Below are 21,229 nucleotides of genomic sequence, written 5' to 3' on the forward strand. Positions count from 1 at the left end.
GCTCCGACGGCGGGCGAAGGGCTTCCCCTCCCGCAGGGTAACTTCTCCGGCAGTTCATGGTACGAAGGAAATGGGAGTGAAGATTTCCCTCTGCCCCGGCGGAGGCACGGTATAGAGAAGTTTCCTTTTAGTGGTTGAACAAATTGGCCGAATTTATGTTTCTGCTATAGTTATCAAAGATTATTGAATTATTTTTTCTATTTTTGAGCAATATATAATTAACTGGTTATGGATACAATTATTCCCTATGCACTGCTGTGCTTCACTTCGTTCTTTACATTGACAAACCCGTTGGGAACTATGCCCGTATTTCTGACAATGACCAATGGTCTTGGTGAGCAGGAACGTCGCCATATTGTAAAAAGGGCTACGATCATTTCGTTCATTATTCTAATAGCTTTTACTTTTTGCGGACAGTTCTTATTTAAGTTTTTTGGAATATCCACCAATGGCTTCCGCATTGCTGCAGGTATTATTATTTTAAAAATAGGTTATGATATGCTTCAGGCACGTTATACAAATACGAAGCTGAAAGATGAAGAGATAAAAACTTATGCAGACGATATATCCATTACTCCGTTGTCCATTCCGATGTTATGTGGTCCGGGAGCTATAGCAAATGGGATTATTTTGATGGATGATGCGAATACGTGGGAGTTGAAGACAACGCTGGTGGCCGTCATAGCTGTTGTATATATCCTAACCTATATTATCTTGCGCCTGTCGACCCGTTTGGTTGATATAATAGGGGAAACCGGTAATAATGTGATGATGCGTCTGATGGGCCTTATTTTGATGGTTATTGCGGTAGAATGTTTCGTAGGTGGTATGAAACCTATTCTTATCGATATCATTCAGTCCAGTCATTAAACGTAGAGTAGTTTGTTCTGATATAAAGATTAATCAGGAAGCTGTTCAAAATTCATTTTTAGATAGGTTACTTAAATCTGAAGTTTGAATATTATTCTTAAAGGTAAAAAGGAAGAGTCGTATCATTACTCAAAAAATGGAGTTTGATACGACTCTTCTTTTTTTATGAACAGTCACCGTTTGCGGTTGTTCGAAGTAGTGCTTTCTGTACGGGAGCTTAGAGCTTAGTACATTTATTTCTTCCAGAATTGGAGAGTTCCAGCCTTAACCAGATCGTTGTGGTTTATACGATAGCCACACTTCTTGTCACCCATCTTGACTGTTTTTATGTACTCTGAGTTACTTTCCGGATTCATCGTTTCGATAACCAACTGGTCTTTTCCATAATATTTAGGATCGAGCTTGATGGTGATCTTGTCGAATGTCGGAGTAGTAAGCGTATATTCAGGTACTCCCGGGCAGTCAGGATAAAATCCCATCATGCTGAAGATAGCCCATGTCGACATGGTTCCGGTATCATCATTACCCGGTATTCCGTTCGGCTGAGTTGTGAAATACTTGGCCAGTAATTCTTTCACCAGCTTCTGTGTACGCCATTCTTCCCCTTTGAAGTAACTGAATAAGTAAGGATAAGCGATATCAGGTTCATTGGCCGGATCATAATAACCTTTATCGAATACCATTTGTAGTTTGTCGACAAAGGCTTGCTTACCTCCCATCAGTTTGGCAAGTCCTGCAATATCATGAGGCACATAGAAGGTATAATTCCATGCATTTCCTTCGTGGAAACCCGGACTTGGTTCGAAGTTTTCACCTTGTTTCGGATCGAACGGAGAATAGAACTTACCGTCGGGAAGAATTGGGCGGAGCGTACCAAATTCCTTGCTATAATAATTCTTGTATCCCATGGAACGATTATAGAACAATTTAGCATCTTCTTTCTTGCCTAAAGCTTTGGCAAGTGTGTAGAGCGAGTAGTCTGCGATATAATATTCCAGCGCATGTGATACCGAATTATCGTATTGCTCTCTCAAAGGTACATAACCCAAGTTCATGTAATCGTCGTTGTCCGGACGCATTAAGTTGTCCTTACCCGGCAAGGTTGCCGATTTATACATTGCTTCATAAGCCAGGTTGATATCGAAGTCGCGCAATCCCTTCATCCATGTATCCACGATAACCGGAAGACTCGGGTCTCCCTCCATCGTCAATGTCTCGCGTCCATAGAGTTCCCATTTCGGCAACCATCCGTGTTCACGATACATATTCAGCATTGTATTAATCATATCCATCTGTCGTTCGGGATAAACCAGTGTCATCAACTGATGCAGATTGCGGTAAGTATCCCATAAAGAAAATACGGTATAGCGATCTCCTTTTGTGGTCAGAATCTTGTCACCTTCCATCTGAGGATATTCACCATTCACATCCTGCAAAATATTAGGGTGAATCAACGCATGATAAAGTCCTGTATAGAATACCGTTTTCTGGTCCTTACTTCCACCTTCTACCATGATTCTTCCCAGATCATCGTTCCAGCGCTGACGAGCCTCCTGCTGGATGGCAGCAAAGTGTCTTCCAGACTGTTCCTTGTCGAGATTCTCTCTGGCATTTTCTATACTGACAAACGATACTCCCATGGCGACTTCAATTTGTTCTCCTTCTTCTGTATCGAAAGAGAACCAGGCACCGATGTCATCACCTGCGATATCTTTGTTATATTGTGTATACAATTTGTATTTTCCCTGATCCTTGTCCCATTCAGCCTCTACACCAAACATCGGGCGCTGTTTTTTCCAGTAGCCGGTAGCCTTAGGTGTTTTATTGACACGCATCACAAAATATATCGGAAAAACAGCCTGCGGGTTATAGCAGAATGTACCCAGCAGTTTCATACCTTCCACTTCACAATCACTTACGCGGCGCATAAACGCTCCTGTTTCGTTGGTCAAGCCTTCTCCTAAGTTCAGGAGGATATTGCTTTCTCCCTTAGGAAACGTAAAGCGTGACAACCCCGTACGTGGTGTAGCAGTCGCCTCGGCCAAGATGTTATATTTAGTCAATGAGATGGTATAATATCCCGGGGTTGCATTTTCTTTTTCATATTTACTTCCGTAGTTGTGATAGTCGACATCCAGTTTTCCGGTAGTAGGCATCAGCAGTAGAGAACCCAGTTCCGGACATCCTACTCCACTAAGGTTCACATGTGCAAAACCCGTAAAGAAACTGTTGGTATAGTCATAAGGAGTAGACCACCAGCGTGCGTCTTTATCATATTTATTATCTTCCGATCCCATTACATTAAATGGTACGACTGACATCATGCCGTTAGGACAGATAGCACCCGGGTTACAGGTCCCGAAGTTTGTCGTTCCGATAAATGGATTCACATAGTCGGCCGGTTCCTGTGCATGCAATGTACCTAAGGCAAAAAAGCTAGCCATGCAGATTAACAGTTGTTTCATAAGAATGATATTAGATAAATAAAAAACAGAAAAAGGCTGTACCAATAACTCCAGCAAGTTATTCGATACAGCCCAAAAGGTTTACTTTATGTAGGAATACCTATGAAAAAAATCAGGGGCATTAGATAATCGAAGTACGTTTCACATAATCGATAATTTCAGAAACATATCCGAAAGCCATACCTACTACTGTATCAGCAGCACCATAATATACGGCTACGCGTTCTCCGTCCTGCAAAGCTGCGCATGGGAATACTACATTAGGCACATCTCCTTGGAGTTCATAAGGTGCAGCAGGACCCAGAATATAATCACGAGTACGGTACAATACTTTTTCCGGATTATCCTTATCGAGGATAGCGGCACCCATTGAATAACGGAATCCGTTGCAGGTAGTAATTACTCCGTGATAGAACATCAACCATCCGGCTTCGGTCAGGAAAGGAACAGAACCCGCTCCGATTTTAGTACACTGCCATGCACTTTCGGGGAACGGAGTCACTTTCATTACGCAACGATGTTCACCCCAGTATTTCATGTCAGGGCTATAGCTGATATAAATATCACCGAAAGGAGTATGACCGTTGTCGCTCGGACGGCTCAGCATAGCATATTTACCGTTGATTTTCTGCGGGAACAGAACGCCATTACGGTTGAATGGCAAGAATGCATTTTCACATTGATAGAATTCCTTGAAATCGAATGTATAGCCGATACCGATTGTCGGTCCGTGATAACCATTACACCAGGTAATCCAGTAACGGTCTTCGATCCAGGTCACACGAGGGTCATATTTATATTCCGATTCAATCATTTCCGTATTTCCAGCTTTAAACTGAATCGGTTCATGATTGATTTCCCAGTTGATACCATCTTTGCTGAAGCCCGCAAAAATATTCATCTGTACTGCCTTGTTGTCGCAGCGGAAAACTCCTGCGAATCCGTCTTTAAACGGAACGACAGCACTATTGAAGATACTGTTTGATGAGGGAATCTGATAACGTCCGATTACGGGGTTTTTTGAGTAACGCCACATCACATCTGTACATCCTGCCGGGCGATCTTCCCACGGCATGTTAAATTTCTCTGCCATATTCTTTATATTATTTGGTTGTTAATTTATTCTCTTTCTCCTTCTATCAAAGTACCATCCTGTTTATATTTGAACGGTACAAAATAAGTAATCAGAAATGCCGGTATGGTTGCAATCAATACAAAGATAAAGAACGGTTCATATCCTCCCGGTTTGTTGAACCATTCGCCCAATGTTTCGCATACCCAGCCGCTGAGCATACCCGGAATCATTACTCCCAAGTTCATGATACCTGAAGCAAAAGCATAATGCGCCATCTGGTGCTTTCCCGGAGCTACCTGCTGCATCATAAACAACGTCAGTCCCACGAAACCGAAACCGTATCCGAAATATTCCAATACGATACCACTGCAAATAAGCAGTCCGTTTTCAGGCTGGAACGTAGCGAACAATGCATATACCACAAAGGGTAAGTTGAATATACAGCACAACGAGAACAACGTTTTTCTCAGCCCCCGTGCCGATATATAATATCCGGCCAGCAAGGAACCTAAAACGAATGCTGCTGCACCATAAGTACCATAATAAAGTCCGATTTCCTTTTCACTCAGTCCGAGGCCACCGCTTTCTCTTGCCGCCTTCAGAAACAGAGGGACAATTTTCATGACAAATCCTTCTGCAAACCGATAGAGAATGATGAAAAAAATGTAATATACAATATGACTTTTCTTGAAGAAGTCAATCAGTACATTCGATAGTTCTTTCATCACCTGTCCAGCTGTACGCTGTTCTCCCTGCTTCTTGGCTCCGCCTGAAGGCAGCATAAACAAGTGATAGATACCCAATACAACCATAATGACACACAAGATAGTCATGATAATCATCCATGCCTTTTGGTTGGCTGCGAATAGCGCATCTCCTTCGGCGCCTGCTCCTCCATATTTTTCAATCAGATAGCCAGCCAGATATACCAGACCACCCGTAGCAATGATTTTGGCAATATTGTAAAAAGCGCCCTGCCAACCGATGTATTTTGCCTGATCGTCGTTCGACAATTCGCTCATGTATACACCGTCGCATGCGATATCGTGGGTAGCACCACTAAAGGCAATGATAGCCAGTAAGGCAATAGCTATACTAAAGAAATGGGGTAAATTCAGTGAAAATGCCACTAAGCCAAATGTGATTCCTGTTATAAGCTGGGTAACAACGACAAAGAATTTTTTCGTCTTGAATAATTCAAGAAACGGACTCCATAACGGTTTCAAAGTCCATGGAAGTAAAATCAGTGAAGTCCAAAATGTAATTAATTTATCTTCTACTCCTAATCCTTTAAACATAAGGACCGTTACCATATTCAGTACTACAAAGGGTAGTCCCATAGCAAAATACGCTGTCGGAACCCATGTTATCGGACTCTTGGTTTTTTTCGGATGATTGTTTTGTTTCATAGTATTGTCAATCAGTTAATTCATTATTAATAACATTTTGTGTCCCTGAAGTACGTAAATTTTTATCAGGGTTTTAATATATTTTAGAGTTTAGAATTTTCTTTCACCCATACTGATGCATTTCTCCACAGAAAAACTGTTATATCCGCTATTCCGATATTAAAATTTATGCAAAACAAATAGGTAGTTTTTAAAAGAATATTCTTTAACCCATTTAATTACCTGCAAATATACAATTTTCTCTCAAAAAGAAGCCTGAAATGGGCGAAGTAAGTTGTATATATCTCTAAAAAAAAGTGATAAAATAAAAGCAGGTTACTTTCCTTTCTTATTTTTAATGATTAATAGGAAGTAACCTGCTTTTATTGAGACTAATAAAACAGTCCTTTTATGATTTATTGTTTCACTTCTTTACTAAATGAATACGGTGCATCTTCTGGTGTGATACCTCTGTTCATATTAGGTTTGTTTCCCATGACATAATCGATGGTACCACCATTCTGCAAGGTAGCGTGTGTAATGTAGTTCTTGGTATATTCCTGACCGTTTACTTTCATATCCTGAATGTAATAGTTGGTGTCACTGTTCTGAGGAGCATTGATGACGATGCTCTTGCCATTTTCAAAATGGATGGTAGCTTTCTTAAACAGCGGAGCTCCCAGTACATACTGATCGGTTCCCGGACATACCGGATAGAATCCCAAAGCAGAGAATACATACCATGCAGAAGTCTGCCCGTTATCTTCATCACCACAGTAGCCGTCGGGAGTAGGAGTATACATGCGGTCCATGACCTGACGCAGCCAGTATTGTGCTTTCCACGGCTGTTTGGCATAATTGTACAGATAAATCATGTGCTGAATAGGTTGGTTGCCATGTGCATAGTTACCCATGTTCATCACCGTCATCTCACGGATTTCGTGAATCGGGAAACCATAATAGCTGTCGTCGAATACAGGAGGAACCGAGAAAACAGAATCCATCATCGTTACAAACATGGCATCACCGCCCATCAGGTCAATCAGTCCCTGAGGATCGTGGAATACCGACCATGAATAATGCCAGCTGTTGCCTTCAGTAAATGCGTCACCCCATTTCAGCGGAGAGAACGGAGACATGAACTTGCCATCCTTGTTCTTGCCACGCATCAACAATGTTTCCTTGTCGAATAGATTTCTATAGTTCATGGCACGTTTGGCAAACAGGTTCACTTCCTTCTTCGGACGCTTCAAATCCTTTGCCAGTTTATAGATACACCAGTCGTTGTAAGCATATTCCAGTGTACGAGCCGCGTTCTCATTAATCTTTACATCGTAAGGCACGTAACCCAGTTTGTTGTAATATTCATATCCCAGACGACCGGTAGAAGATATTTCCGGATGCACATTTTCCGTTCCGTGAATCAGACCCTTATAAAGCGTTTCCAGGTCATCCACCTTTACACCCTTGAAATAAGCATCCACCAGAATAGAAGCCGAGTTGTTTCCGATCATACAACCACGGTGTCCCGGGCTTGCCCATTCGGGGAAGAAACCACTTTCCTTATATATATTGATCAGTCCTTCCTGAATTTCCTTGTTGACCGACGGATAGATCAGGTTCAACAGCGGGAACAGACAACGGAACGTATCCCAGAAACCTGTATCGGTATACATATATCCCGGAACCACTTCTCCATTATAAGGACTGTAATGTACAATCTGTCCCTGTGCGTCTATTTCGTAGAACTTGCGCGGGAAAAGCAATGAGCGGTACAAACAAGAATAGAAAGTACGGTACTGGTCCAGATTTCCACCTTCCACTTCTACCTTACCCAATACATCGTTCCATGCTTCCTTACCTTTTTCCACCAGTGTATTGAAGTCGTCGTTGCCCAGTTCCTTCAGGTTCAACAGCGCCTGTTCCGGACTGATAAACGAAGAAGCCACACGAGCATGTACGATTTCCCCTTTCTTTGTAGCGAAGCCGATGATAGCTCCTGCATGATCCGCCTGCTGTTCCGTGCCGTTCTCTTTTACGATACTGTCGGCAACGGTAGCCTGATACGTGAACGGTTTGTCGAATTCGATCACGAAATAATTCTTGAAGTTAGCCGGAACACCACCGCTGTTCTTGGTAGAGTAACCAATGATACGGTTGTTTGCCGCATCAATCTTGACATACGAACCCTTGTCGAAAGCATCCACCACTACGTAGGAATGTTCATTCTCCGGGAATGTAAAGCGGAACATGGCAGCCCGTTCTGTCGGAGTCAGCTCGGTCACTATATCGTATTCTGCCAGATACACCTTATAATAATAGGCTTTTGCCGTTTCACCCTTGTGTGCGAACCAGCTTGCACGCTTGTCTTCGTTGAATTCCGGCTTATTTACCATCGGCATGATAGAGAACTGACCATAGTCGTTTATCCACGGGCTGGGCTGGTGCGTCTGCTTGAATCCGCGGATTTTCGTTGCTGTATACTGATACATCCAGCCGTCGCCCATTTTTCCGGTCTGCGGGCTCCAGAAGTTCATACCCCACGGACGTGCGATAGCCGGATACGTATTACCCGTAGACAACTCGAAAGTAGACTGAGTACCCACCAGTGGGTTCACATAGTCTGCATAATTAGTCGCTTTGGCAAGGCAGAAAAAGCCTGCCAGCAAAATAAGTAATGATAATTTTTTCATGGCTTATTTATGATTTTATTGTTTTACTCCCCATTTTGTAGGTTGGTTGGTTAAGGTTATTTCCAGTATTCCTCCGGCAGCTATATCCTTATGCTCGATAAACGGAACATCCAGTTCCTTACCGTTCAGCGTAGCCGACTGGATATACTTGTTGTCTTTGGAATTATTCTTTGTCAGGATAGTAAACGTCTTGTTATCCCCCGGCAAGTTGATTGTTGCCTTGTCGAAGAACGGGCGTCCGATAGAATAAACCGGCTTACCTGGGCAAACCTGATAAAATCCCATTGCGTTCAGGATATACCACGCCGACATCTGTCCACAGTCTTCATTGCCCGATAGTCCGTCGGGAGCATTACGATACTGCTCCTTCAGCACACGGTCAATCAGTTCCTGCGTTTTCCACGGCTGGTTTACATAATTGTACATGTGTATAATGTGATGGCTTGGTTCATTTCCATGTGCATACTGTCCGATCAGTCCGCTGATATCAGCCGAAACATTCTCTCCTTCCAGACTGGAATCCGCAGTGAAAAGCGAATCAAGTTTACCGATGAAAGCCTGTTCTCCTCCCATCAGTTTCACCAGCCCCTCAATATCGTGTGGAGTGAACCATGTCCACTGCCAGGCATTTCCTTCGCAATAATCATCGAAACGATGGTTCGATGATTTCGGGTTGAACGGGCTGCGCCATTCTCCTTTCGAGTCGAGTCCGCGCATGAAACGCGTAGACGGATCGAAGTACAGTTCATAAGCCTTGGCAAACCGCGCATACTTTTCCTGATTCTTGTAGTCGCCTACCGCTTCGGCAAGGACAGAAATACAATAATCATCGTAAGCATATTCCAGAGCCTTGGCAACCGATTCGTTCTCGCGGTCGCACGGAATATACCCTAACGTATTCTTATAATACTTAGCCATCGGCATCAAGTGCGGCAATACCAGCGCCGGACATTTTATACCCGTCGTATCATATTCCGCAGCACGCAAGCAAGCCTTGTAAGCCTCCTGCAAGTCGAAATCAGCATATCCTTTGGTATAAGCATCGGCGATGAGCGAAGCCGCATGATACCCGATCATTGTTCCCGTATAGTTCGAAGCCAGATCCCACATCGGGAAGATGCCTCCCTCCTGATGCTTTTTCAGCAGCGAACGGATAAAGTCATTGTTCATCTGCGGTTCGATGATAGACAAGAGCGGGTGCAATGCGCGGAACGTATCCCATAGAGAGAATACCGTGTAAACCGGACGGTCTGCATTTCCCTGATGTACCTTCCGGTCCATTCCCCAGTAACGTCCGTCTACGTCGGTAAACAAATTCGGGCTGATAGCCGTATGATACATAGCCGTATAGAAAATGGTGCGGTCGGTATCACTGGAAGTTGAAACATCTATTTTTGAAAGATAGTCATTCCATGCCTGACGAGCGTCGGAGCGCACCTTTTCGAAATCCCATGCCGGAATTTCGGCATCCAGGTTTTTCTTTGCTCCCTCCGTATCGACAGCCGAGATACCCATCTTCACCATGACCTGCTCATCCTTTTTCGTCTTGAAACTGAGCAGAACCTTACAGCGAGGCTGCATCTTGCCATTCTGGTCGGTCAGCGTATCTCTTACAATCTGATACGTAAAAGGTTTGGAGAACTTGGCATAAAAACTGATCTGCTGGTCGAATGCCCAGTATTCAGTCAGCTTATATCCTTTGATTTCCGTATCACTGACCACATCCACCTGCATATCCATGTTTGTCTGATGTTGGATAGAGTAATCCATGTCGAGAATAAATCCAGCCTCGTCGCTTGCCGGGAACGTATACCGGTGCAAAGCCGCCCGCTTGGTAGCAGTCAGTTCCGCCTTTACCTTATACCGGTCCAGAAAGACCGAGTAATATCCCGGTTCGGCTGTTTCGTTCTTATGTGAGAATCCCGACGCATACGGCAGTGTCTGGCTGGTATAGTCCTGAGGATTGTAAATCTGCTTGCCTACCGTCGGCATCAGTAAAATATCACCATAATCGGCACAACCGGTGCCACTAACATGTGTGTGCGAGAACCCGTTGATGGTGGAATCTTCATAATAATATCCTGAAGAAGCATCCCATCCGTCGATGCGGGTGTCCGGACTCGGCTGAATCATTCCGTTGGGTACTACAGCTCCGGGAAATGTATGTCCGTGTCCTCCCGTTCCGATAAATGGATTTACATATGCAGCATAGTCCTTTTCTACGCTTTTCGGATTACATGAAGCTACAGCCACCGCCATTCCTACGACACATGCTATCGCACAGATTTTAATTTTCATAATATTAAGTTATAAGTTTTGGATTATTATTATTTTGATGCAGATGAAATGAAAATAGTTCCCTGATGTATTTTATATTGCAGGTGAATAGTATTCTGCAATATCTTTAATACATCCTCGATAGAATCTTTCTTTTTCAGCACGCCCGAATAAGTTGTCGAAGGACTGATATCGGGCGAGAAGATAATCTTGACCCCATATACTTTTTCCAATACTTCGGCAATGTCGAATACATCCGCATTCTTGAATGGGATCAGGTTGTTATGCCATATCGCATCCAGTGCGGCATTGGTTTCCGACACTTTCATCTGTCTGGTTACGGTATTCAGTTCCACTTTCTGTCCTGGAGAAAGTGTGATGGCTCCCTCATTATTATTCCCGGCTACTTTCACCTCACCTTCTATCAGTGAAGTTTCTGCAATCCGGCAGTTACTGGTACTTTTAAAATTAAATTTCGTTCCCAGTACTTGTACGCTCATGGCTGCACTTTGCACGATAAAAGGTTTGTGCTTGTTTTTGGTTACTTCAAAATAGGCTTCTCCATCAAGTTGCAATTCACGTTCCTCCTTTGCAAAATGTTGAGGGTACTTCAGGGTTGAGTTTTCGTTCAGCCATACTTTACTGTTGTCCGGCAACGTTATTTCTTTTGTTTCTCCATTTTCAGTCGATGCGGTAATCCATTTCTCTTGAGAATCGGCAACGAAGTACCACAGTGAGAAACCGGATATAGCCAGTATAGATGTTATTATAGCTGCATATTTAACCCAGTGATTGATACGGGAAAAGAACCATTGGCGATTCTTTTCCGTTTCAATCCGTTCGTATAGTTTCTTTTCTGCTTTTCTGATAACCAAGTCATTGTCTTGTTCCGGCAGTGTGCCCAAATGGTATAATTCCTCCCATTTAAAGAACCATTCAGCATGTTCTTTCGATTCGTTCACCCACTGGATAATGAGCAAGCGTTCTTCTTCAGTACATTCGTTTTTAAAGAAACGTACTATTGTATGATAGTTTATTGTATTCATCTTTTCACCCTGTTTGTCAAATATACAACAATCGACTGAATAAAAACACTTACTGCATGTTGAAAAACATTTTGACAATAACTATCCGGCTATTTGAACCATACATATCCCGGTTTGTTTCCCATTTCCAGTTCAAGTGTATCTCCTTCCATGATTTGCTGATGAGTAATATAACTCTTGTCGTATGGCTTTCCGTTGAGCTTCACCGACTGGATATAACAATTCTCACGGCTGGCATTCCGGGCAATGACGGTGAATGTCTTTCCGTTGTTCAGGTGCAACTGTACCTTCGGAAATTTCGGACTACCTATTTCGTACCTGCCCGATACCGGATTGACCGGATAGAATCCCATGGCACTAAATACATACCATGCCGACATCTGTCCGCAATCCTCGTTGCCGCAGAGTCCTGCCGGAGTATTGGTATACAACTCGTGAGTAATCTGGCTGATGTATTTCTGTCCTTTCCATGGCTGTCCTGCCGCATTGTACAAGTACGCTACATGATGGCTTGGTTCGTTACCGTGTGCATATTGTCCGATCATGCCCGTGCTGAAAATAGGAAGTTCGTCCTTGTCGGTAGGATGGAACGTAAACATGCTGTCCAGTTTCTGGGCAAAGCGTTCTTTGCTTCCGGTCAGTTCAATCAGTCCGTTCACATCATGTTGTACCGACCAGAAATACTGCCATCCGTTGCTTTCGCAGATATGCGGCGTATATTCGTCAGCCTTGAAGTTCTCGATGAAGTTACCCTTCATGTCACGCGGCTGCATGAACGAAGTAGCCGGATTATACACATTCTTATAATTCTGAGAGCGCGCATAGAACTGTTTGGCAATGTCTTCCTTACCCATCTTCTTAGCCATTTCGGCTATGCAGTAGTCGTCGAAAGCATATTCCAGTGTTTTAGAAAGCGACCAGTTTTCGTTATTATACTGGTCGTGCAGGTCGTAAGGAATATATCCTTTTTCCTTGTACACTCCTATGCCACGATACTCGTCGATGTTGGCTGTTGCCACACAAGCAGCCAGTGCTTTCTCTGCATCGAAGTCGCCGATACCTTTCAGGTAAGCATCCACAATCACCGGTACAGCATGGTAACCGATCATCATGTCCGTTTCGCTTCCATAGAAATTCCATACCGGCAAGCGTCCGTTTTGCTCATAAAATGCCAGGAACGACTTGATCATATCGTTGGTACGTTCAGGCTGTGTGTAAGTAAACAGCGGGTGTGCTGCACGATACGTATCCCATAAAGAGAACGTACTGTAGTTCGTCCATCCGTCGGCATGATGCACCTGTTTGTCGGGGCCATAATAAGAACCGTCCACATCACTGTATATCGTAGGAGCCAGCATACTGTGATACAAAGCCGTGTAGAACACCGTCTTTTCATCCTTGTCGGGTGTATCTATCTGTATTTTGGCAAGCTCCTTGTTCCACATAGCCTTAGCCTTTTCCAGGTACGTGTCGAAGTTATTGTCGGGAGCTTCAGCCTGTAAGTTCTTGGCTGCCCCCTCCATGCTTACTCCCGAAATGGCAGTTGCCAGTGTAATCTGTTCATTCTCGTCTGTGGTATAATCGAAACGTGCGACAACCCCTGTTCCGATACGCTTTCCATCCTTTTCGATGGCAGTAGAATCGATTGTCATCCGGGTAAACGGACGTGAGAAACGGGTACAGAAATAAATCTTCTGTCCGCGAGCCCAGCCGTCGGAGAAACGATATCCCCGCACGGTTACCGAGTCGACCGCCTCGATATGAGAATCTTGCGTCGCATCCCAGTTCATGGCTTTGGCGAGGTTAAGGAAAATAGCCGATTCAGCTTTCGGGAATGTATAACGCTGGATGCCGCAACGTTCGGTAGCCGTCAGTTCCACATTAATATTGTAATCGTCCAGCTTTACCTGATAATATCCGGCATAAGCACTTTCGTTGGCATGTGAAAATTTGGAATATATACCCAGCGGAGCTTCGGCTTCCTTGTATGGAAGCGTAACAGGCATGAACGAAACGTCGTAAAGATCGCCTGCGCCCGTACCCGAAAGGTGTGTATGACTGAAGCCGGCAATTGTGCTGTCCGGGTAAAAATAACCGGCAATGCGGTCCCATCCGGGCAATCCGTTGTCAGGACTTAGCTGCACCATTCCAAAAGGAACCTGAGCACCCGGATAAGTATTTCCGGTAAAGTCTGTTCCGATAAACGGATTGACATACTGAGTGTAATCTTCCGTGATGTTTGAAGATTGGTTCGATGATGTACATGCGGCAAAAGCCAGAGCTGCGTAAAGTGGAATTGTCTTAAATCTCATAATACTAGTTTTGATTTTGTAAATATAACAAGAAATATGAGAAAAACACTTATTTCGTTGCTTCATTTCTGTCAATTCGCTACATTTGCCTGCATATTAGCCTTGCAATACTGGATGAAAGGAAATTTTGAAGAAACATACAAAGCTTTGTTCCGTCGCTATTATACTGGACTTTTGTTTTATGCGACACGTCTTGTGGGGGAAGATGATGCAGAAGATATAGTACAGGATGTCTTTGTTGAAATATGGAAGCGGCAGGATTCGGTGGAGTTGGGCGAACAGATTCAGGCCTTTCTTTACAGATCTATCTATACCAAGGCAATCAATCTACTGAAACATAAGGCGGTAGCCGAAAACTACAGTGCTGCCGAAATGGAATTCTACCAGAAAAGGATGGAGTATTATCAGCCCGACCATTCGGAAGTCATCAAGCGGATAGAGAACCGCGAACTGCGTTTGGAAATCAGACAGGCAATAGACGAACTGCCCGACAAGTGTAAAGAAGTATTTAAGCTCAGCTACCTGCACGACATGAAGAATAAGGACATAGCCGACGTGATGGGTATTTCCTTGCGTACGGTAGAAGCACACATGTATAAGGCATTGAAAATTTTACGCGAGAAATTGAGTTATCTGCGCATGATTCTTTTGTTTTGGTTGTAAGAGGCTCTTGCTTCTCCTACGTCTTTCTGTGATACTTTGGATAAAGAACATTACAGTGTATTATCGTTACTTCTCTAAGAATATTAAAAAATGTGATTGATTTTTAAGTGTTTCAGTTTTTTATATCTTTAAGGTTGATTTAAAAGACCAAAAACTATGAAACACTTCTTGACTATCTTATTATTGCTTCCTGTAGTGTTCGGAGCTTGCAGGAAAGACGATATTTTAACAGTTGAATACCTAAGAAGGTAATACTTTTTACATCATATTCTTACGGATAGAGAACTTCACAATAGCCATTGCCTGAATATTCTCTATTGGTAAATCCATTGGTTGATGATGCGGATTGTAGCTTACCAGCAGAATACATCCCGGATTCTCTGACCGGTTGACATATTTCACCACCAAGTAATCATCACCATCCAGACAGAACGATACCAGATACATTTCTCCGTAGATAAGATGATGAAAATCGCTGATTTCCTTGAAACCAATAATGTCACCCGATTTCAGCAGCGGATACATACTGTCTCCGCTCACATACACCGCCCCGTCGCACGAAGACATATTGGGAATGACAATCTTTCCTAACACATACTGGTTGCGGTTCATCAGCATGGTGCGCAGGTTGGCAGCCGCCGACACATCATATAGTTTCACATAGCGGTCATCCTTTATCTCCGGTGTTTTCGGAATGTATATAGTTTCCACCTCTCCCGTATACCTTCCCAACTGGCAGAGGTGTGTATCGCGATGAGGCGTTCCCTTCCCTACCAGCAGCCAGTTGTAATCCACCTCTTTCATCTTCTCCAACAGCAGTGGGAAGTCGATGCTATTTCTTGCACACCAGTTACTTAATGTAGAACGCGATACTCCTAAATAATTGGCGAGTTCCACATCTGTCTTGAAGCCCATAACTTCTTTGGCCCGCTTCACTATATCAGTTACATTGAACAATGCATCCATCTTTTTTGGGGTTAAACTATAAATTTAATTGTTTTATTTTTGAAAACATGATTATATTTGCCTTGACAAATATAGCTTATTGTTTTAATAAATCAAATTGTTTTCAAGAAATAATCAATCCATCGCCATGAATAACACGACTTTTTCTACCCGCGTTTGTGCGTGTTGCAAGCGCGAGCTTTCTTTCGAGAACTTTTACTACAATCATCGTACACAAATCTTTGACAAATATTGCAAGGAGTGCCGCAAGAAGCGGAGCAGGCAATATCGGAAAGAATGCAGGCATACCGAAAAAAATAGGAAACGGCTTATTATTACTGAAATAGACGATTCTCTTTTACGCATGGAACTTATCCTACGTGCATTGGGAAAGATACGCGCTAGTGTCCTGCGGAAGCGGAAAAAGATACAGGAATCCGAATACCGCGATTTCGGCAATAACGATGTATCTGTTTAAAAATAGAAATAGGTTTAACGGTTTTGTAAACATGGTACACAAAAATAAAACATATGATTTACCTTTGCACTGTCATCAAGCTTGAAACGACATAACGAACACATTTATTCACCATTTAAAGAAAGGAGTAAATTATGGCAATGAAGAAAGGTGTATGGGACACCATTTTGAAAGTAATCATCGCAGTAGCATCTGCCGTGTTAGGCGCATTGGGCGGAAGTGCGATGTAAGCAAACAACAAGATTGAGTCAAACCACTACTATGCCATCGCTTCCTTCAGGAAGTATGGCATAGTCTAATCAGTTTTTTAAGTAAAAGAAAAATAGAATATGAAAAAAACAATACTATCACTTATGCTACTCTTATCGGGGCTTTCTGCTTTCGCACAGGTAGATATCAAAAGTCCTACCGCTACAGAGTTTGTCAAGTACCAACGTATTCCAGTCAGTTACTTCAACGGACTGCCCTCTATCAATATCCCTTTCTATACTGCTCAGTCGAAAGATATGGAACTCCCTCTTTCGCTGAACTATTATGCATCGGGCATCAAGGTCAACCAATATCCTACCTATGTAGGATTGGGATGGAACCTAAGTGCAGGAGGCTGTATCACAAGGGTTATCAACGGAAGTGCAGACGAGACTATTTACCAAGACCAAGAAGATATAACAGGGGTTGGCTGGTCAGGAGAAGGCCTAGATCCTGGATATTATTATTCATCCCGTTATTTAGACCGGGATGACTGGGCATCCAAACTGCGGTTAATAGATTACATCAACTCCGATGTTTTTGTACCTTATGACTTAGAGCCGGACGAATTTATAGTCAACGCTTATGGAGTAAATGGAAGCTTCTATTTCTATCGTGATAAAGACAAGCAAATACATGTCAGAGTAAAAAGCAGCAACGGAGAAAAGTTTACGGTTTCTACTCCGGTAATAAAAAATGACCCAGACCCTATCAAGTTTCATTCTTTACATGCAGAAAAAGACCTACAGTCATATCGTATTTATCGTTTGCTCTATGAATTTACCATCACAAAACAAGATGGAACCAAACTTATTTTCGGAGGTGATAACGATTGTATTGAGTTTGCTACAGAGAAACGTATACAAACCTATGTATCCGGACAATCCCATCCTTTTTTTAAAACCCTACCCACCTCTTGGATGCTACGAGAAGTGATTTCCCCAAAAGGCAATAAAATCAGTTTCTCTTATCAACGGAACGGTAACCCGATTATACTCAATGATGTAATTAATGACCTGTGGGTGTATTCTTCCAATGGACTTCTGAGTATTTATCCGTCTCAGGACAAAGAAAGAGGGAAAAGCTTCCAGGTACTACATCCGGTTTATCCTAAAAGCATTGTATTCGACGACGATTTAAAAATCGAGTTTGGTATATCCCGAAACGAAGACTTGAGTACTGTCCGTACAGAAGACCTTTATTTCTTAAAGTACGACGGTTTCAATGACCATTTTGTAGACTGGGTTTGTTACGACGAGGATGGTGGATTTAAAATACCATATGCCCCGCATAACTATTTCTGCCATTTGAACAGCATTATAATCAGCCACAATGCAAAACTTGTGTCTGCTTATTATTTCGTTTACACCCAAAACAAATCAGAGCGCCTCAAACTGCAATCGTTCGAACATAGAAATGCTCTTTATGAGTCGGAAGTCTACCAGTTCACTTACAATCCTCGTCGCTTGCCGGACTACAACGCCACGGAAACAGATAATTGGGGGTTCTATAACGGAAAGGACTATCGGAATATTTCCATCGAAGACGGAATGTACGAATACAGGACAGCCAATGATCTCTTGGCACAAGCCGAAATCTTGACTTCCATCTCATACCCTACCGGTGGTAAAGCTGATTTTACATATGAGTCAAATGACTATTCACAAATAGCTACTCAAGTACCAGACTTTAAACTAGAAGAAAAATCCGGACAAGCAGGAGGATTGCGTATCAGGCAAATTACCTATACAGATCCTCATTCACAATTGGAACAGGTGCATTGTTTCGAATATCTGAATGAAGACGGTACCTCTTCTGGTATTCTTTCCGGTATACCTCGTTATATTACAGACGGGCATAATCATGCAAGTTATAATTATTCTTATTGGGATGGTTTGGCTCATTTTAAACTTAAAGGAGATATCGATCAGAGATACATCATGCAGTCGGAAGGATACGTCAACGTACTCGGCTCCACCAATGGAAATCATGTAACTTACAGTCGCGTAGTAGAAAAAATCGGTAAAGAACAGCCGTTAAAGAAAGTCTACTATTATTCAAACCATGATACCTATCCAGATATGGCAGACTATCAGTTGTTTACTAATATAGATGAAGTAGATTTTGACAATAAGTTCACTTCAAAAGCCCTGATGAGAGGACTACTGATGAAAGAAGTATGGTATAGCGGAGATATAAAGGTAAAAGAAATCATAAACCGCTATAAAGAACAGGCAGCAGATGCCAATGACTTTATGCGTTGCATTGACCGTTTCAAAATTCCCGGAGTATATGGTTATGCCATTTCTGTCCCCTTTGTCAGATTTACCCCTTATAAAATATGGACTTACTATCCTTCGTTGGAAGAACGGACTGAAACACTTTATGATCCTTCGGGCAAGACAGTCATCCAGACCAAACACGACCGGTTTTCCTACAACGAAGACCTGCTGATGACTTCCCACGAGACACAAGACTCAAAAGGGAAAACTATACGCCATACCTATACCTATCCGAACGATGTAGCTACCGGAAACAATGTCTACTCCAAGATGGTGAACAAAGGAATGAAAGGGCTTCCGGTGGAACAACTGGAATACTGCGACGGCAAACTATGTGCTGGAGAACTGACTGTATACAATGAATTTAATACCGGAATCCTTCTTCCGCAAAAAAACATGAAATTAGGACTGACCGAACCAATAGAAACCAGCTCGTTCTCTCCTTACAACGGTACAGAGTATGACTCCCGCTACCTGTCGGTATACGAAACGCTGCAGACCGACAGATACGGAAACCCCACGGCTATCAGTGGTGCAGACGGTGTGGTTACTTCCTACCAATGGGGATCGAACTATAGATATCCGGTGATACAAATCAGAAATGCACAGAACTCTTATAAGGCAACCAGCATTTACGAACAGGTACGCAAGACCGAAAATGTAAAGCTGGCTGCAGAAAACTCCTATTCGAACCAAAAGACCTATACCATTCGTACATCACGTGCCGGAACAGTAGAAATTAACCTTCCCGGTATGCTGGGTTACAACTGGTATGTATCCGGACAATTCGACGGTAAACCTTTCAACCTTGTACAATGCCGTTCAGGTAACAGCAATTATTTACCTTGGAGTGATTACCAGAAAGCTTATACCTATAGTGTGGAATTTACATCCGTAGCTGAAGGAGAACATACAATACAGATTACCTCTACCCTTTGTGATGACGTACAAGCTGGTCTGTGGGGAGAGCTAAGCTACAGCTATTGGGGAACTAATTCGCATGTAGAGACCACAGGACACGATGAATGGCTGTACGAAGATTTTGAAGGTCATTCGGGAGAAAAGTCATTGCCTTTTGGGTTTTACAGCAGCGGAAGCCATCTCGGAACCTATGAAATCCAGTTGTCCGGAGCATACGATCAACCGCTTTTTGTAGATTACCAAGTGTATAAAAAAGGTAAGTGGAACTATGTACGCAAGGAAATGAACGACCGGAATTTCATTATCGATGAAGGAATGAATCCCATCGATGAGGTACGCGTATATCCTCAGCATGCCCAAGTAACATCATACGGTTATCTGCCCTTTGTCGGCATGAGCCGCATGACTGACGGACGAGGTCTGACCGAATCGTACGCCTATGATGAATTCCAACGTATGCAAAGCATTTCTGATTACGAAGGAAATATACGGAAAACCTACGACTACCACTATCAGAATCAGTCGGAGGAAGAAGATATCCATCTGCCTTATTACAACGAGGCCATTAGTCGCACTTTCTACAGCAGTCTTTGCGATTCGACCAAAGGTCAGCATCCGGCTGCCATCGTCTATGAAGTGCCTGCTGGTAAATACAGTTCTCCGGTTTCACAGGAAGAAGCCAACCGGATGGCAGTAGACGACCTGCTGCAGAACGGACAACGTTATGCCGACGAGAACGGTGAATGTATCAACGATATCCTTGTCTCTATCATCAATCCATTAGACAAAACCTGTATCGTAGATTACTTCTGGGGAGTACAGGGCAACCTGCAGCATACCTATTATGCCATTCCTCCCAGCGAACGTATTGATCAGACAGGAAATCCACTGAAAGACTACAAACCGACTGTCATCTCTGTAGCAAGAAAGTACTACCGAGACATTACAATGTATCTGCAGGAAGACAATAGCACACAAGTAAATTTCTATATGTTCTCCGCTCCGGAAGAGTATCATTTCGATGTGGACTATACTGAAGAAGGATATCCTGATTTCCGGGATACTTACATTATCAAACCATTAAACAACTGACAACACCATGAAACCTATTTATCTATTGATATTATCACTGCTTCCTGCTGCCGGACTACAAGCCCAGCAGGGAAGTAAAGACCGCAACTACCGTACCGAAACAGTGGTACGGCAGGCGGGAATAACAGACGCATGCAAGGCAGATTCTCTTTCCATCACGGAGTGTATGCGTAAGTTCTTCTATTACGACGGTTTCGGTTACCCCCTGCAGGAAGTATCGGCAGGGGCAGCCAAGGGTATGAAAGACCTCGTACAGCACAAATACTACGATGCCTACCGCAGGGAGAGCCGTTCATATCTGCCTTATGCAGATTCCGGAGAAGCCGGAGGACAGTTCCGCACCGAAGCGGAAGCAGGGACCAGAGCCTACTATGCAGACTCACTCCGTTCCGGGATGACGCCCACCGACTTCCCCTATGCCGAGACGGTATTCGAACAAAGCCTGCTCGACAGGGTACTCGAACAGGGAGCGT

Annotated in this window: 14 protein-coding genes; 6 read left to right on the forward strand and 8 right to left on the reverse strand. The window is 43.2% G+C overall.

What is annotated here, in order from left to right; translation table 11 throughout:
- The first annotated feature begins 228 nt into the window (after positions 1-228).
- Complete coding sequence (locus WKT12_RS15405; protein ID WP_340320242.1) at positions 229-870, forward strand: MarC family protein; 642 nt, start codon at positions 229-231, stop codon at positions 868-870.
- A gap of 233 nt (positions 871-1,103) precedes the next feature.
- Here the strand turns inward: WKT12_RS15405 and WKT12_RS15410 are convergent, their stop codons facing one another.
- From WKT12_RS15410 to WKT12_RS15440, 7 genes are all read right to left on the reverse strand, one after another.
- The gene (locus tag WKT12_RS15410; RefSeq protein WP_340320253.1) at positions 1,104-3,314 is read right to left on the reverse strand and encodes a GH92 family glycosyl hydrolase; all 2,211 of its coding nucleotides are present in this window, start codon (positions 3,312-3,314) and stop codon (positions 1,104-1,106) included.
- Positions 3,315-3,456: 142 nt separating this feature from the next.
- The gene (locus WKT12_RS15415) at positions 3,457-4,428 is read right to left on the reverse strand and encodes a glycoside hydrolase family 130 protein (RefSeq protein WP_022232854.1); all 972 of its coding nucleotides are present in this window, start codon (positions 4,426-4,428) and stop codon (positions 3,457-3,459) included.
- Positions 4,429-4,454: 26 nt separating this feature from the next.
- Complete coding sequence (locus WKT12_RS15420) at positions 4,455-5,819, reverse strand: MFS transporter (protein WP_340320243.1); 1,365 nt, start codon at positions 5,817-5,819, stop codon at positions 4,455-4,457.
- A 395-nt stretch (positions 5,820-6,214) separates the two neighbouring features.
- Positions 6,215-8,491 (reverse strand): GH92 family glycosyl hydrolase, encoded by a 2,277-nt coding sequence (locus WKT12_RS15425; RefSeq protein ID WP_340320244.1) that lies wholly within the window; start codon positions 8,489-8,491, stop codon positions 6,215-6,217.
- Positions 8,492-8,506: 15 nt separating this feature from the next.
- Positions 8,507-10,789, reverse strand: a complete 2,283-nt coding sequence (locus WKT12_RS15430) for a GH92 family glycosyl hydrolase (RefSeq protein WP_340320245.1) — start codon at positions 10,787-10,789, stop codon at positions 8,507-8,509.
- Positions 10,790-10,818: 29 nt separating this feature from the next.
- Positions 10,819-11,814: a FecR family protein gene (locus WKT12_RS15435; protein ID WP_340320246.1), complete on the reverse strand. Its 996-nt coding sequence runs from the start codon at positions 11,812-11,814 to the stop codon at positions 10,819-10,821.
- A gap of 89 nt (positions 11,815-11,903) precedes the next feature.
- Positions 11,904-14,126, reverse strand: coding sequence for a GH92 family glycosyl hydrolase (locus WKT12_RS15440; protein WP_340320247.1), 2,223 nt, complete (start codon positions 14,124-14,126; stop codon positions 11,904-11,906).
- Between the two features lie 114 nt (positions 14,127-14,240).
- Here WKT12_RS15440 and WKT12_RS15445 point away from each other — a divergent pair, with 114 nt between their 5' ends.
- Positions 14,241-14,789, forward strand: coding sequence for an RNA polymerase sigma-70 factor (locus WKT12_RS15445; protein WP_340320254.1), 549 nt, complete (start codon positions 14,241-14,243; stop codon positions 14,787-14,789).
- 258 nt (positions 14,790-15,047) lie between these two features.
- On the opposite strand, the gene WKT12_RS15450 is transcribed toward WKT12_RS15445, so the two are convergent.
- Complete coding sequence (locus WKT12_RS15450; protein ID WP_340320248.1) at positions 15,048-15,755, reverse strand: helix-turn-helix domain-containing protein; 708 nt, start codon at positions 15,753-15,755, stop codon at positions 15,048-15,050.
- Positions 15,756-15,882: 127 nt separating this feature from the next.
- Between WKT12_RS15450 and WKT12_RS15455 the strand changes: the two genes are divergently transcribed.
- The 4 genes from WKT12_RS15455 to WKT12_RS15470 form a co-directional block, all read left to right on the forward strand.
- Entirely contained in the window at positions 15,883-16,212 is a 330-nt protein-coding gene (locus tag WKT12_RS15455; RefSeq protein WP_340320249.1) for a hypothetical protein, read from the forward strand.
- Positions 16,213-16,352: 140 nt separating this feature from the next.
- The gene (locus WKT12_RS15460; RefSeq protein ID WP_178245220.1) at positions 16,353-16,442 is read left to right on the forward strand and encodes a smalltalk protein; all 90 of its coding nucleotides are present in this window, start codon (positions 16,353-16,355) and stop codon (positions 16,440-16,442) included.
- Positions 16,443-16,541: 99 nt separating this feature from the next.
- Entirely contained in the window at positions 16,542-20,756 is a 4,215-nt protein-coding gene (locus tag WKT12_RS15465) for a DUF5977 domain-containing protein (RefSeq protein ID WP_340320251.1), read from the forward strand.
- A 7-nt stretch (positions 20,757-20,763) separates the two neighbouring features.
- Positions 20,764-21,229, forward strand: a 466-nt coding sequence (locus WKT12_RS15470) for a DUF6443 domain-containing protein (RefSeq protein WP_340320252.1), incomplete at its 3' end; no start/stop codon positions are given.

Origin of the sequence: Phocaeicola sp. HCN-6420 (assembly GCF_037890145.1) — a bacterium.
Classification (GTDB): Bacteria; Bacteroidota; Bacteroidia; order Bacteroidales; family Bacteroidaceae; genus Phocaeicola.